At 32.4% G+C, this 14780-nt stretch carries 11 protein-coding genes; 6 read left to right on the top strand and 5 right to left on the bottom strand.

All coding sequences use genetic code 11. From position 1 onward, the window contains the following. Window positions 1-54 precede the first annotated feature (54 nt). Complete coding sequence (locus tag FF125_RS16830) at window positions 55-987, top strand: polysaccharide deacetylase family protein (protein ID WP_138950879.1); 933 nt, start codon at window positions 55-57, stop codon at window positions 985-987. Window positions 988-1342: 355 nt separating this feature from the next. Beyond that, window positions 1343-3139: an AMP-dependent synthetase/ligase gene (locus FF125_RS16825; RefSeq protein ID WP_138950878.1), complete on the top strand. Its 1797-nt coding sequence runs from the start codon at window positions 1343-1345 to the stop codon at window positions 3137-3139. A 316-nt stretch (window positions 3140-3455) separates the two neighbouring features. On the opposite strand, the gene ppdK is transcribed toward FF125_RS16825, so the two are convergent. Continuing rightward, a complete protein-coding gene (gene ppdK, locus FF125_RS16820) occupies window positions 3456-6185 on the bottom strand; it encodes a pyruvate, phosphate dikinase (RefSeq protein ID WP_138950877.1) in 2730 nt (909 codons plus the stop codon). Window positions 6186-6628: 443 nt separating this feature from the next. On the opposite strand from ppdK, the gene FF125_RS16815 reads away from it, so the two are divergent. The 4 genes from FF125_RS16815 to FF125_RS16800 all read left to right on the top strand — a co-directional run bounded on the left by FF125_RS16815 (window position 6629) and on the right by FF125_RS16800 (window position 11530). Continuing rightward, window positions 6629-9343: a phosphoenolpyruvate carboxylase gene (locus FF125_RS16815; protein ID WP_138950876.1), complete on the top strand. Its 2715-nt coding sequence runs from the start codon at window positions 6629-6631 to the stop codon at window positions 9341-9343. A 144-nt stretch (window positions 9344-9487) separates the two neighbouring features. After that, window positions 9488-10165, top strand: coding sequence for an NAD(P)H-binding protein (locus tag FF125_RS16810; protein WP_138950875.1), 678 nt, complete (start codon window positions 9488-9490; stop codon window positions 10163-10165). Between the two features lie 170 nt (window positions 10166-10335). Then, a complete protein-coding gene (locus FF125_RS16805; protein WP_138950874.1) occupies window positions 10336-10995 on the top strand; it encodes a hypothetical protein in 660 nt (219 codons plus the stop codon). 46 nt (window positions 10996-11041) lie between these two features. After that, entirely contained in the window at window positions 11042-11530 is a 489-nt protein-coding gene (locus tag FF125_RS16800) for an AAA family ATPase (RefSeq protein WP_138950873.1), read from the top strand. 15 nt (window positions 11531-11545) lie between these two features. Here the strand turns inward: FF125_RS16800 and FF125_RS16795 are convergent, their stop codons facing one another. The 4 genes from FF125_RS16795 to FF125_RS16780 form a co-directional block, all read right to left on the bottom strand. Continuing rightward, window positions 11546-12631 carry an amidohydrolase family protein gene (locus FF125_RS16795; RefSeq protein WP_138950872.1) on the bottom strand — a complete coding sequence of 362 codons (1086 nt, stop codon included), beginning with the start codon at window positions 12629-12631 and terminating at the stop codon, window positions 11546-11548. Between the two features lie 57 nt (window positions 12632-12688). Beyond that, entirely contained in the window at window positions 12689-13198 is a 510-nt protein-coding gene (locus tag FF125_RS16790; protein WP_138950871.1) for a DUF3124 domain-containing protein, read from the bottom strand. A gap of 107 nt (window positions 13199-13305) precedes the next feature. Further along, on the bottom strand, window positions 13306-14208 hold the full coding sequence (locus FF125_RS16785; protein ID WP_138950870.1) for a hypothetical protein: 903 nt from the start codon (window positions 14206-14208) through the stop codon (window positions 13306-13308). A gap of 9 nt (window positions 14209-14217) precedes the next feature. Continuing rightward, a complete protein-coding gene (locus FF125_RS16780; RefSeq protein ID WP_138950869.1) occupies window positions 14218-14748 on the bottom strand; it encodes a hypothetical protein in 531 nt (176 codons plus the stop codon). Between the last annotated feature and the right edge of the window lie 32 nt (window positions 14749-14780).

Below are 14780 nucleotides of genomic sequence, written 5' to 3'. Positions count from 1 at the left end.
ATTATCAGTGTGTACTATGCTGAGGTTGTAGATTTAAATTGAAAATTTTAAATAATGATTAGATATCTTTTACTATGTGTTTTTTTCTATTCTTCTATAGTCGTTTGCCAGAATAAAAAAATATGTATCACTGTTGATGATCTCCCTACGGTAGCCTATAGTCTCAAAACGAATAAAGTTGATTTATTAATTACCAACAAGCTCGTTAATACGTTCAAAGAAAATAACATCCCTGCAATAGGTTATGTAAATGAATCTAAACTTTATAAAAAAGGAAAGTTAGATGCTAAAAAGGTTCATCTTTTAGAACTATGGCTACAAAATGGACTTGATTTAGGGAATCATACTTTTTCTCATTTAGATTATAATAAGGTTTCTGATTCGACTTTTTTTGAAGATATATTAAAAGGTCAAGAGGTAATGAAACCATTGATGCATACTTATGGAAAAACGCTACAGTATTTTCGCCATCCTTATTTGCATGCAGGTTCCGATTCTATTGTAAGTAAGAAGCTTCATACATTTTTGGTTACTAATAATTATACAGCGTCTCCTGTTACCATTGATAATGATGATTACCTCTTTGCAAAATCTTACCATAACGCTTTTGTTGACAAAGATGAAATTCTCATGAAAGAAATTGGTGAGAAGTATGTAAATTATATGGAACAAAAAGTACTCTTTTTTGAATCAAAATCTATAGAGATTTTTGATAGAGAAATTACTCAAACGTTGTTAATACATGCAAGTTTACTCAATGCAAATTACATAGGGTGTCTTATTGAAATGTTGAAAAAACACAAGTATACCTTTGTTTCACAAGAAGAAGCTCTAAAAACACCTGAGTATGCAACTAAAGTTAGTTCATTTACTAAATATGGATATTCGTGGATTTTTAGATGGGGATTAAGTATGGGGAAAAGTAAAAAAATTATGAAGGGAGATGTTCCAACACCAACTGAAATTATAAATCTTTCAAAAAAATAAATTACCTACATCACTTTATAAGGAATCAGACCCGTTCTTTGGTGTGGTTTTAAGAACGTATTTATTTGTTTATTGCTTAGTAATACTATTCTTTTTTAGCATACAAATGATAAGATAGGTTGTGTAAATAATTGTGACTAATTTATACTCAAGCTATCTTCTTGAAAATGGGATGTATATAGAATCAAATCATTCATTTAATAGCGGAAGAAAACAATGATTTTTAAGCGTAATAAAATCGATAGTTTTAAAAATATGAAACGTTCAATTTAGGTAAACAGCGTACAATTATTCGTAACTTTGTAAGCTTTAATTTAGGCAACGTCCTATTTTAATTTGGAACCAATAACAGTTTATGAAATATAAACACTTAGTAGAAGAGATAAAAGAAAATAGCCAACGTTTTGAAAATAAAAACGCCATTTATTATAAGGATAATGAGCTTGGAAAATGGAAGGGTGTTTCTTGGTTAGATTTTGAATATCGAATAGAAGAGCTTTCAAAAGCCCTTTTAAATTATGGAATATCGGTACAACAGAATATTGCTATTTTTGCCGAAAATATGCCAAATTGGATAATTGCCGATGTTGCAATTATGCGTGTTAGAGCTGTAACGATACCCATTTATGCTACAAATTCTAAAAAAGAGGTAGAATATGTTGTCAATGATGCGGAGGTGAGTCTACTTTTTGTTGGCGATCAAAATGAATATGATAAAGCTTATGAACTTCTAGAAACTTCCAAGTATTTAAAATTAATTGTAGCGTTAACAAAAACAATTAAACTTCATCAATCAAATAATTCTATTTATTTAGAAGATTTTATAGCATTTGAGCCTTCAGAACAAATTGAGACGGAACTTCAAAAAAGGTATTACGAGTGCGATTTAAAAGATTTGGCAAGTATCATTTATACTTCTGGAACAACAGGAGAGCCCAAAGGAGTAATGTTAGATTATACTAATTTTGGAGCTTCGTTATATGCACATGATTATGAATTGAACGTTTCAGAAAGAGATATCTCATTAAGTTTTCTACCCTTAAGTCATATATATGAACGCAGCTGGGTATTCTTTTGTTTACATAGAGGAATTGAAGTTTATTTTAATCAAGATCCTAAAAAAATTGTAGAGGTTTTAAAAGAAGTAGAACCAACCTTAATGTGTACAGTACCTCGAATATTTGAGAAAATATTTGCTGCAATTCAAGATAAAAGAAAAGAAGCTTCACCTACTAAAATGAAATTGGCAAGTTGGGCATTAGGTGTTGGTAATAATTATTATAACAAGCATAAACGAATTGCTAAAAAAGTACCACTACTTTTAAAGTTGAAATATAAAATAGCAAATAAATTAGTGCTAAGTAAATTGCGTGAAGTATTTGGTAGTCGTATAAGGTTTATGCCTTGTGGAGGTGCTCCTTTGGCGGCAGATATGGTTTCCTTTTTTCATTCGTTTGGTCTGAATATTAAATGTGGATACGGATTAACCGAAACCACAGCAACAGTTACGCTTTTTGGGGATACTAATTTTGAATTTAATTCTGCTGGAAAACCTATAGAAGGATCTCAAATTAAAATTGGTCATAATAATGAGGTTTTAGTAAAAGGTCCAGGAGTAATGAAAGGCTATTACAAAAAACCAGAAGCTACCGCAGAAGTTTTTGATAATGGTTGGTTTAAAACTGGTGATGCAGGTAAAATAGACGAAAAAGGTAACCTAATAATTACCGATAGAATTAAAGATTTAATGAAAACGTCTGGTGGAAAATATATTGCACCACAAAAATTAGAAACTGCTTTAATTACCGATTCGTTTATTGAGCAAATTGCAGTAATAGGAGATCAGCAAAAATATGTTACAGCACTTGCCGTTCCAAGTTTTGAGAATTTAAAGAAATACGCTTTAGAACACAAAATTACCTTTAAAGATGTTGAAGAATTAATTACGAATAATCAGATCATTGCCCTTTTTGAGAAACGATTTGAAGAGCTTCAAAAGGAATTTTCTAAATTTGAAAAAATTAAAAAATTCACCTTACTCCCTAAAAGCTTTAGTATAGAAGCAGGTGAGATTACGGCAACCTTAAAATTAAAGCGAAAAGTAATACAGAAAAAATACAAAGAACTTATTGATAAGATGTATTCCGATTAAGTAGAACAGTCTAAGGAGCGGATAAGTGCCTTTACTTTTACAGCTAAGCTATTTCTATAATTTTGTAGGTCAGTGAGTCTCTAGGTAATTTCATTATCAGACTTTAAAAACCTTATTATGGTTAATTAAAATATAGCATAAATATAGTTTTAATAGTGAATTATATTTCAGGACGAGACCATAATACGAATAGCATTTTTACAATACCCATTATTGACTTAATTTGGCAAGACAGTCTATTCAATACGTCTAAAGGGTAAAAATCCCAAACCAAGAAATTCTCGATTCGGGATTTTAACAAAAACCTTATTTCAAACTATAAACTTTCTTTTATAGCAGCTTGGGCAGATGCCAACCGTGCAATAGGCACACGGTAAGGAGAACAACTTACATAGTTCATCCTTGTTTGGTAGCAGAATTCCACAGAACTCGGTTCACCGCCATGTTCACCACAAATACCAACTTTTAAATCGGGTTTAATACTTCGCCCTCTTTCTGTACCTATTTTTACTAATTGTCCTACACCTTCTTGATCTAGCACCTCAAAAGGATCTACTTTTAAAATACCTTTTTCTAAATAAATAGGTAAAAATTTTCCAGCATCGTCACGAGAATAACCAAATGTCATTTGCGTTAAATCATTTGTTCCAAACGAAAAGAAATCGGCACGTTGAGCAATTTTATCAGCCAATAAAGCAGCACGTGGAATCTCAATCATAGTTCCCACTAAAAATTCAATGCTATCATTTCTTTCTTCAAAGATTTGTTGTGCAGTATCTCTAATAATTTTTTCTTGATTCTCAAATTCTGCCAAAGTACCAATGAGTGGCACCATAATTTCTGGCTTAGCTTCAATGCCTTTTTCTTTTAAATTTAAGGCAGCTTCAATAATCGCTCTAGCCTGCATTTCAGTAATTTCTGGATAGGTAATTCCTAAACGACATCCTCTATGCCCCAGCATTGGGTTAAATTCTTCTAGTTCAGCTACTTTACTTTTAACAGCCTCTAATGAAATGTGCATGTCATCGGCTAAGTCTTTTTGTGTTGCCAATTGGTGAGGAACAAATTCGTGTAAAGGTGGGTCAAGCAATCGAACTGTTACAGGCAAACCTTCCATTGCTTCAAAAATACCCTCAAAATCGTCCCGTTGCATAGGTAGCAAATCCTTAAGAGCTTCTTTTCTGCCCTTAACAGTATCTGACAAAATCATTTCACGCATGGCTTTAATTCGGTCAACTTCAAAGAACATATGTTCGGTTCTTGTTAAGCCTATACCTTGAGCACCAAAATTCCGGGCTATTTTTGCATCATTCGGTGAGTCAGCGTTGGTACGCACTTGCATGGTAGCATATTTATCTGTCAATTCCATAATTTTTGCAAATTCACCACTCAATTCAGGTTCAGTAGTGGCTACTTTTCCTTCAATAATATTACCCGTAGAACCGTTTAGTGAAATCCAGTCTCCATCATGGTATTCATGACCGTCTACAGTTAATGTTTTGTTTTTATAGTTAATTTTTAAGGCTCCAGCACCAGAAACACAACATTTACCCATACCACGAGCAACAACTGCCGCATGTGAAGTCATCCCGCCACGAGCGGTAAGAATTCCTTTAGCAATGTTCATACCTTCTAAATCTTCTGGTGAAGTTTCAATACGTACTAAAATGCTATTTTTATATTTGTTGGCTTCATCTGCAAAGAATACAATTTTACCTGTTGCTGCTCCAGGAGAAGCGGGTAGTCCTTGTGCAATTACATTTGCATTTTTCAATGCTTTGGGGTCAAATATAGGATGTAGTAATTCGTCTAATTTATTAGGTTCAATACGCAGTAAAGCTTCTTTTTCATTAATTAATCCTTCTTTAAGCAAGTCCATTGCAATTTTTACCATTGCAAAGCCTGTACGTTTTCCATTTCGAGTTTGAAGAATCCAAAGTTTACCATCTTGCATGGTAAACTCCATATCTTGCATATCACGATAATGTTTTTCTAGTGTTTCTTGATAACCATTTAACTCCTTATAAATAGTTGGCATTAATTCCTCTAAGGAAGGATAGTTCTCAGCTCGTTCATCTTCTTCAACTTTAGCTAATACAGCCCAGCGTTCAGAACCCAATTTTGTAATTTGCTGAGGTGTTCTCACGCCTGCAACTACATCTTCACCTTGAGCATTGATTAAATATTCTCCGTTAAATACATTCTCGCCAGTACCAGCATCACGTGTAAAGCAAACTCCAGTACCTGAGTTATTTCCCATATTACCATAGACCATGGCCTGTACATTTACAGCGGTACCCCAATCTGCAGGGTAGCCATGCATATTTCTATAATAGACAGCACGGTCTCCGTTCCAACTATTAAAAACAGCAATTATTGCACCCCAAAGTTGATCCCATGGATTGGTAGGGAAATCGTGACCGGTACGTTTTTTTACGGCTTCTTTAAAATCATACACTAAATCTTTTAAATCTTGTATCGTAAAATCAGTGTCTAATTCAATATCACGTTTATGTTTAAGAGCTTCTATTATTTCTTCAAAAGGATCAATATCTTCTTTATATTCTGGTTTCATGCCTAAAACTACACCGCCATACATTTGAATAAAACGACGGTAAGAATCCCATGCAAAACGCTCATTTTTCGTTTTATTGGCAAGTCCAATAACCACTTCATCATTCAGTCCTAGGTTTAAAACGGTATCCATCATACCTGGCATAGAAACGCGTGCTCCAGAACGAACAGAAACTAATAAAGGATTTTCTTTATCGCCAAATGTAGCACCCATACTCTTTTCGATGGTATCTATAGAAGCTTCAACTTCGTTTGTAAGTAGATTAACAACGGCTTCTTTTCCTAATAGATTATATTCTGTACACACATCTGTAGTTATGGTGAAACCAGGAGGAACAGGAATTCCTATTTTGCTCATTTCAGCTAAATTAGCACCTTTTCCGCCCAATAAGTTTTTCATTGTACTGTCTCCATCGGCAGATTTATTTCCAAATTTGTAAACTCGAGTTTTAATACTTTCTAGTGTTTCCATTATAAGAGGCTTTTAGTTACATTAAATATCCTTACGAATTTAAAAATATTGGATATTCTAATTAATGATATTTATCAATTTTAAATGTGATAAATGTTACATTAATTTGCATGATAAAAGCATAAGATTATTGAAAATGTAATTGTAGTATTGAGGATAGAAAGGATATTTTATTTAAAAAGTTAGGCTGTTTTTTACAAAGTACTCTCGAAATTTAAAGAATAATTTTAATTGTAATGGGGCTGTACAAATCTCACATATGTAAAAGAGCTATAAAAAATGGATTTAAATAATAAATTGAAATTAGATTATACTTATATTTAGGCTTTAAACGCTAAATAGGGTGTGTCTGTTATCATTCTACATTTAGTTTCAATTCTTAGCCTAATTTTAGGCAGTGAGATAGCATATCTTTTTAAATAATTTTAATATTAGAATTTACGATGAATACTGAAATTGAAACCAATGAATATCAAAAAATAAGTGATGATAGAGCATATATTCTTCTTTGTTATGAAGAGATGTTATCGCGTATTAATGAGCACGAAACTATTAAACTACTTCAGTTAAATAAAACATCGCAAAATGAGACTATAGGTTATTCCGTTTCCGATGAAAAAATTGTACAAGCATTAGGTATTTATTTTCAATTAATAACTTTAGTTGAAGAAAACGCTGCCATACAATATCATAGGCAACTCGAAAATCAAAATGGTATAGCTGCAAATAGAGGGTCTTGGGGAGAGACTTTTAAGATATGGATAGAACAAGGTTTAAGTGAAGATAAGATTATTGAGTTATTGTCTTCATTAAATGTGATGCCAGTCTTAACTGCACACCCAACTGAGTCAAAGAGAATTGCAATTATTGAATTGCAAAGAGAGCTCTACTTATTATTGGTACAAAAGGAAAATTCTATTCTCTCCAAAACGGAGAATAATACGATACGTGAAAAAATTATCAATTTATTAGAGCGTTGGTGGAGAACTGGAGATACTTATCTTGAAAAGCCTGACCTCGCCTCAGAACGTGACAATATTGTGTATTACCTTAGTAAGGTGTTCCCTTTGGTATTAGAAAAGAGCGATGAAAGGCTGAAGGAATCTTGGATTGCTATGGGTTTTAACCCTGATAAATTAACGCAACCAGAACATTATCCAAATTTTAATTTTGGTAGTTGGGTTGGAGGAGACCGTGACGGTCATCCTTTTGTAACACCTAGTTTTACAAGAGATACGCTCTTGATACATCGTGAAAAGGCATTAGATATTATTCATAAACAACTGGTGAATTTAGCCACACGTTTAACGTTGTCTGGTATTAAAAACCCTGTACCCACGCCACTACTTGAAGCTGTGAGTAAGCAAGCAAAAATTTTAGGAGCGTCTGGTGAAAAAGCTTTAAAACGTAATCCACATGAACCATGGAGACAATATGTTAGTCTGTTGGTGATTAAAATGGAAAACACTATTGCTGAAAAATTTGGTGAATCTGATTCTTATTATAGGTCAAGTACTGTTTTACAGGAAGATTTAAAATTTATTAGAAATATTTTAATAGAAGGTGGAGCACAAGGAATAGCCGAAGATATATTGTTTCCTGTTGAAAGAACGGTACAATGTTTCGGGTTTCATCTTGCCAAATTAGATATTAGACAAAACAGTGGTTACCATGAAAAAGTAATTACGCAGATATTAGAAAAGTCGGGATTCGAAAAATTTGATTTTCATAATTGGGATGAAAAAACACGGGTTTCTTTTTTGACTGAAGAATTAGAAAAACACGCTCCACTAACCAATAATACAATATCATATGGTCTAGAAGCAGATAACGTACTAGATTATTTTAGGGTTTTAAGACAACATATTAGTTTATATGGTTCAGAAGGCATAGGATCTTTAATAGTAAGTATGACTAGAAGTCTTAGTGATTTATTAGTGATGTATTTATTGATGAGAGAAACACAACTATTAAACACTAATTTACGTGTGGTACCACTTTTGGAAACTATAGAAGATTTAGAAGGAGGGGATAAGATATTAGAAGATTTTTTGAATTTTTCCATCACCAAAAATCGCCTAAAATTAATGTCAAATACACAAGAAGTAATGGTTGGGTATAGTGATAGTAATAAAGATGGCGGAGTTTTGGCGAGTAAATGGCATTTGCATAAGGCAGAAGAGAGCCTTTGCAGTATTGGCGAAAAGCATGATGTAAAAATTATATTTTTCCATGGTAGAGGTGGAACGATAAGTAGAGGTGGCGGTAAATATCATCGTTTTATGGAAAGTATGCCTATAAATTCTGTTAATGGTCAAATAAAATTGACAACTCAAGGAGAATCTATTGCACAGCAATTTGGAAATCAATTAACAGCAACGTACAATTTAGAAATGTTGGCATCTGGTGTGGCTCGCCAAACGATGAAAATTTACACCTCTCAAAAAGAAGAACTTTATCCTTATGAAACCTTAGATTGGCTAACGGATAAATCGGTTGACTTTTATAAAAACATGGTTCAACATGATGATTTTATTCAGTTTTTTAGTGAAGCAACTTCAATTGATTTATTAGAGAAAAGTAAAATAGGATCAAGACCTGCAAGGAGATCTGGACAACGTACATTAAGTGATTTAAGAGCTATCCCTTGGGTGTTTAGTTGGAACTTATCACGTTTTACCTTAACAGGTTGGTTTGGTGTTGGACATGCCTTAAAAGAACTTAAAGAAAATAAAGTATCAAAATTTGATGAGCTAAAACAACATGTTGATTCATGGCCGTTTTTAAGGTACATGTTAATTCAAATAGAAACGAATTTAATCCTTGCAAATTCGGAACTGATGAAAGTGTATTCAGAACTTGTTTCTGATGAAGACATCAAATCCAATTTTTTAAATATGATTTTAACGGATTATAAAGAGGGAATTATTCACATTGAAGATTTACTAGGTGAGCCAGCTTCCGTTAGAAGAATAGGCCAAATTGAAAATTTGAAAAGGAGAGAGAAAGAATTGGAAGTATTGCACAAACTTCATATTCAATATTTAAAAGAATGGAGAAGTGTTATGGTTACCAATCCTATTAAAGGCGATCAGTTGCTTACAAAACTGTTATCCATTACAAATTCGTTATCTGGAGGGTTAAAAAATACGGGTTAACATGTGAAAAGGTATTTAAACTCAAAAAAGTAATTCTATAATTTTTGGTTTTAAATCAGAAGTAATTAGTTTATTTTTAATAAAGAGCATAGATTTTCAGTGTAAATAAATTGAAGTTTTAGTACAATATCATTGAAATAAAACATGACCAATAAATCAGATTCTGTAATACTTCTAGGAGCCACAGGTGCCGTTGGAAACCAAGTTCTTAATAACTTAATAAAACGGCCGGAGGTTTCACGAATTTCAACTTTAGGTCGTAGGTCATTGCCAGATATACCTGAAACATTAGTAGCACAACACAACGTTAATGTTTTTGATCCCAACACGTATAGAGACAAAATAACTAATCATCAAGTGGCCATTTGCACCTTTGGTGTGGGTGAACCCTCCAAGGTAAGTAAAGAGGAATTTATAAAAATAGATAAAAAGGCAGTAATTGCATTTGCTAAAGCTTGTAAAGAAGCTGGTGTTACACACTTTCAATTATTATCTTCGGTTGGCATTAATGCTAAATCGGCCTCTTTTTATTTACGGATTAAAGGAGAGCTAGTCAATGAATTAGAAGCAATGAATTTTGATAGACTTAGTATTTTTCAGCCTTCAATGATTATAACAAAAACCAATAGATATGGGCTAGCTCAAGGGATAACATTAAAGGTTTGGCCCGTACTGAGTCGCGTATTATTTGGTCCATTAAAAAAGTATAGAGGTATTAATGTTGAGCATTTAGGAAAGGCTTTTGTTACAAACATGTTCGAAAATAAAATGGGTGTAGAAATGATTACTTGGGAGAATATTAAGAGGCTTTCTAATTTATAAGGAAAACTTGAATCTTAGTGTCTATAAAATATTAATGACATAGAAATATTTAATTTTAAAAGATTTTATAATTAATTGCAGTTCATCATATAAAAATAACAATTCAAGAAATTAAGTTTTATTTTGTAGAAGGAAATATGGAATTTTGAAAAAACAAAATCAATATTACGATGGAAGAAACAATTAAGATTTTTATTTATATCCATGCTTTTTTTGGCGGACTAGGGTTAATAACAGGACTGGGAAGTATAATTGTGAAAAAGGGAAGTAAACCTCATAAAGTTATGGGGAAATTATTTTCAATCGGTATGATAACAAGTTCATTGATTATAATACCAATTTCTTGGATGCCCAATCATAAAAGCATACTTCTTTTCCTAATTGGATTATTTACCATCTATTTAGTAATTTCAGGAAATCAAATATTAACGTTTAAGTTGAAAAGTAAGAAAGCAGCAAAACCAATTGATAAAATTATATCGGGGAGCATGTTATCATTATCAATACTGATGATATTATTTGGTGCCTATGGTATGATGAAAGTAAACGACTTGAATTATTTATTATTTATTTTCTTTGGAGGTTTTGGACTTTTAGTAACCATAAAAGATTTTATTTTTTATAAAAATTTTGTAAAAGGTAAAAATGAATGGCTTAGAAATCACGTCGGAAAAATGATTGGAGCTTTTATTGCGTCGGTTACGGCATTTTTAGTCGCTGGTTTAGGTATTTGGAATATTTTTGCATGGACTTTACCTACACTTTTAGGTACTGTTTATATACTCTATTGGAAAAGAAAATTAAAACCTAAAATGGTTGTTAAACAATAGCGATTTTTTTACAAGAAACGATTGTCATAGATTTAATTCATAGAAAATGATTCATTTAATAGTAGGAAATACAGGTGCTGGGAAAACCACGTATGCCAACGAATTGAAAAAGGAAACGAAGGGTGTTATTTTCTCCATTGATAAATGGAATAATATACTTTTTCTGCCTGATAAGAAACCAACGGACGGATTGGAATGGTTTCTTGAAAGAATTGAACGTGCCGAAAAAATGATTATGGATTTAGTTGATCAGTTAGAAAACGCAAAGATAGATGCTATTCTTGATTTAGGACTTTCAAAATTTGAACACAGAGAGAAGTTTAGAGCATTTGCTAAAACGAAGGGCTATGAACTAACAATACATTTTTTAGATATTTCAAAAGAAACCCGATTGAACAGAATAACAAAACGAAATACTGAAAAAGGAATGACTTTTGAGTTTGAAGTGACTAAAGAAAACTTTGACTTTATGGAAGGTTGGTTTGAGAAACCTGACCGTAAAGAAATGCTTAATGGAATACATATAACATCCTAAATAAGCAATTAGAATTTACTCATCAAACAAACTTTTATCCAAACCAGGAACAATACGCACCGCATTTTTATAATATACTTTTTTCAATACATCATCGGGTAAATCTAAGCCGTACATTGGCCAAAAAGCATGGTATTTTTTATGGTATGGAAAGTATTCATCATTAGATTCTAACACTCTAAAATACGTTGGAAATTCCTCGGGTTTCCAGCTGTCTTTTCCAAATAGAATTCGATCCTGATATTTGATAAAAAATGCTTTTGCAAAACGTGGTTGTCTACCCAATTCAGCAATTATGGCTCCTATACCAACATTCATATTAGGCATTTCATCTAATAGCTCACCTAATTTACCCAAATCATTCGCAAACCAACCCATGTGAGCGTTTATAAAAGTCGTTTCAGGATGTTTTTTAAACATATTATGTTGTTCTGCAATAATTTGCTCCCATGGAGCAGGATCATTTGCTTCACGTTTTCTTCGCGGATGAGTTTTGAGTTCTAACCAACGCTCATTATCACCATCAAATGTATCCCAAAATGATTTAGGATCTGCAGCATGGATTAAAACAGGCACACCTAACTCGCCGCAAAGTGCCCATATTGGATCTAATCTTTTATCGTCAATAGCAATTCTATTGCCGTCAGTGTCTTTATTTCTGAGCCCTAAACTTTTATAAACCTTTAGTCCTCTAGCTCCATTTTTAACATCTTCTCTTAACTGATTTACTGCATTTTTTGCCCAGTCTTTTTTACCAACTCCATCAAAGTCTACATTGGCAAAAACAACAAAACGGTTGGGGAAATTTTTAGCAATATTGGCAACAGATTGTTGCAGGTCTTTTCCTGATCGGCCACTTAAATTGACCATGATGCCCATGTTAAGCGTGTCCATAGCGGCTACTACAGGACTCAAGTCTTGTTTAGGCATGTTGTACTGATGTCCGTGCACGTCAATAAATGGAAACTTAGCTTTTTTTATAGTCTTGCCAGGAATAACTAAGGTTGATTTGGGATTGTATTCTTCAAAAGTTAAGTCTTGTGCTATTAAAGTTGTGTGTACAAGAAAAAGAACTAGGCTTAATTTAAAAAATTTCATCATTGATGTTTTCTTTGGGTTATACTAGAGAAGTATTTAAAATGTTTTTTTAAAAGTAAATTATTCTATACGTTTTCCTTGTGTGGTAAAAGAAAGGCCTTGTTGGCTCATTGTAGAACTCATAATACCCTCGAAAAGCGGATCTGGAGATTTTTTTGGAATATTCCAGTCAAAAATAAAATTAGAACCTGTACCACCTTCAATATCGGCTTCGTCAATAATTATCTCTACAGTTTCAAGTGGAGCTAGGTAAATAGGTTGTTTAATATAAGTTCGCACTAAATGCCCTTTTGTATGGTAGTAATCAGCTTTTAGAATATAAATTGTATCATTAAAACTCGTATTTCTCAAGCTTACCATCGCCGTAAGGTTATGTGTTTTATGTTCTGTATAACTATATATTTGGGAGTATACGGAAAGATAGGTTCTGCCAAATTGTAGTGAGTCTTTTTGACTTATGTTTATGGTTCTTTTTTTCCAGTCAACAGCATCAAATTCATCTTTACCTAGATTTAAGTCACATGATGAAGCTAACACAATAATCAATAAAAGATAGGTAAGTTTTTTCATATTTTATATTAATTTAAAAATGACATTATGGTGTTGGCAAACAAAGATAGAGAAATTATTGTTTAAAGAAATTACATTTTTACCTATTCCGCTTTAAGTTATTATGTTTATTTTTTTAAACTTAACATATAGCCCATATTAATAGTAAAAAAGCCATTGGATTTAAGATTAGTTTCTGTAGCTACAGCATTGGGGAAATTAATCATATATCCTAAATCTAAATTGAACGATTTACTTACAAATGTTATTGGTAAATTAAGTTGTGTGTTTAATAGATCAAAAACATCATAATTAATGTATTCTGCTTCTTGAGTTTGGCTATTGAGTTCTTCTAAAGCCATCGTTTGTTGAGCAATTAGAAAGTTTATCCGTGGCTTGAATTTTATAGAAAATGTTTTTTTCTTTGCCAAAGTAATTTTACCATAGGTGCTAGATATTAATTGTAAGGCATTATCGGTACCGAATAAATAAGTAGCAGAAAGTGTAGAACCAATAGTTCTTTTTTTATTCTGAATACCTAAACCTAAATCAACAGCATTGGTAAAAATACCTGATCCATCACTATAGAAATATCGAGTATAGCCTGTACTGAGGTACAGTAACTTTTTTTTACCTAGGTAATGATTGTAACCTAAAGACAAACTTGTGAAATCCCAGTTAGGGTCAAATGTTTCATAATAAAGGCCTGAAATACTAAAATTAAAACCAGAAGAGTGATAGTAGGATGCTTGAGGGTAAAAATTAAATTGGTCAATACCTGAATCTCTACCAGAAAAATATGAATTGCTGTTAAATGTAATACTTGTATAAATAAAGTCATAGCGATTTAATGAAGCCAAAATATCATCGATCATTTGATCTTCGTTAAAGAAAAGTTCATCAAGTAATATATCTATTTCATCATCTTCAGGTGTTACTTGAGCATAAGAAAAAAAAGAGGTTGCCACCATAAAAAGTAGCAACCCTGTTCTTCTAAAAAGTGTTAAAATTTTATTGGCAGTATTTTTCATAACTTAAAGTTAATTGTTCCCATTACCACCACCATTACCACCGTTACCATTATTTTTATTACGCTGACCGTTGCTGTTAGAACGATTTCCAGTTCTCAATTCACCTTGCTCACCAGAATTTTTTATACGTTGCTGTACCTTTTCTTGAATCATTAGACGTTGTTCTTCGGTAAGGGTACCTTGAAATTCTTTTCGCATAGTACGTAAGCGAGTTTGTTGTTGTTCTACCAATTGTTGTTGCTCATCTGTAAAAGAAGCTCTTAACCTTTCTCTTATTTGGTCTCTTGTAAGTTCAGGATCTTTTAAAAGAGCAAGTTGTTCCTCAGTTAATGATTCTCTAAGCATTTCACGGTTTTGCTTCATAATGCGACGTTCATTTTGGAGCATTTCTTGTTGTTTTGTATTTAAGGTTTCTTTAATAACCTCATAGTTTTGATTTCTGTTTTGGTCCTGATTCTGATTTTCTTTTTGAGCATATAAGAATCCTCCAAAAATCATTACGAGTGCTAGTATTACTAATTTAATTTTATTTGTTTTCATGACTTTGATTTTAAATTTTATACTTCATTTTG

The organism is Aureibaculum algae (genome assembly GCF_006065315.1).
Classification (GTDB): domain Bacteria; phylum Bacteroidota; class Bacteroidia; order Flavobacteriales; family Flavobacteriaceae; genus Aureibaculum; species Aureibaculum algae.
Note: the sequence above shows the minus strand (reverse complement) of the source record. Positions and strands in the feature narration are given on the sequence as shown.

Coding starts and splice junctions, on each gene's coding strand:
- FF125_RS16780 (WP_138950869.1), bottom strand. CDS start 14,748: ATGAAAACAAATAAAATTAAATTAGTAATACTAGCACTCGTAATGATT.
- FF125_RS16825 (WP_138950878.1), top strand. CDS start 1,343: ATGAAATATAAACACTTAGTAGAAGAGATAAAAGAAAATAGCCAACGT.
- FF125_RS16830 (WP_138950879.1), top strand. CDS start 55: ATGATTAGATATCTTTTACTATGTGTTTTTTTCTATTCTTCTATAGTC.
- FF125_RS16790 (WP_138950871.1), bottom strand. CDS start 13,198: ATGAAAAAACTTACCTATCTTTTATTGATTATTGTGTTAGCTTCATCA.
- FF125_RS16800 (WP_138950873.1), top strand. CDS start 11,042: ATGATTCATTTAATAGTAGGAAATACAGGTGCTGGGAAAACCACGTAT.
- FF125_RS16805 (WP_138950874.1), top strand. CDS start 10,336: ATGGAAGAAACAATTAAGATTTTTATTTATATCCATGCTTTTTTTGGC.
- FF125_RS16810 (WP_138950875.1), top strand. CDS start 9,488: ATGACCAATAAATCAGATTCTGTAATACTTCTAGGAGCCACAGGTGCC.
- FF125_RS16815 (WP_138950876.1), top strand. CDS start 6,629: ATGAATACTGAAATTGAAACCAATGAATATCAAAAAATAAGTGATGAT.
- ppdK (WP_138950877.1), bottom strand. CDS start 6,185: ATGGAAACACTAGAAAGTATTAAAACTCGAGTTTACAAATTTGGAAAT.
- FF125_RS16795 (WP_138950872.1), bottom strand. CDS start 12,631: ATGATGAAATTTTTTAAATTAAGCCTAGTTCTTTTTCTTGTACACACA.
- FF125_RS16785 (WP_138950870.1), bottom strand. CDS start 14,208: ATGAAAAATACTGCCAATAAAATTTTAACACTTTTTAGAAGAACAGGG.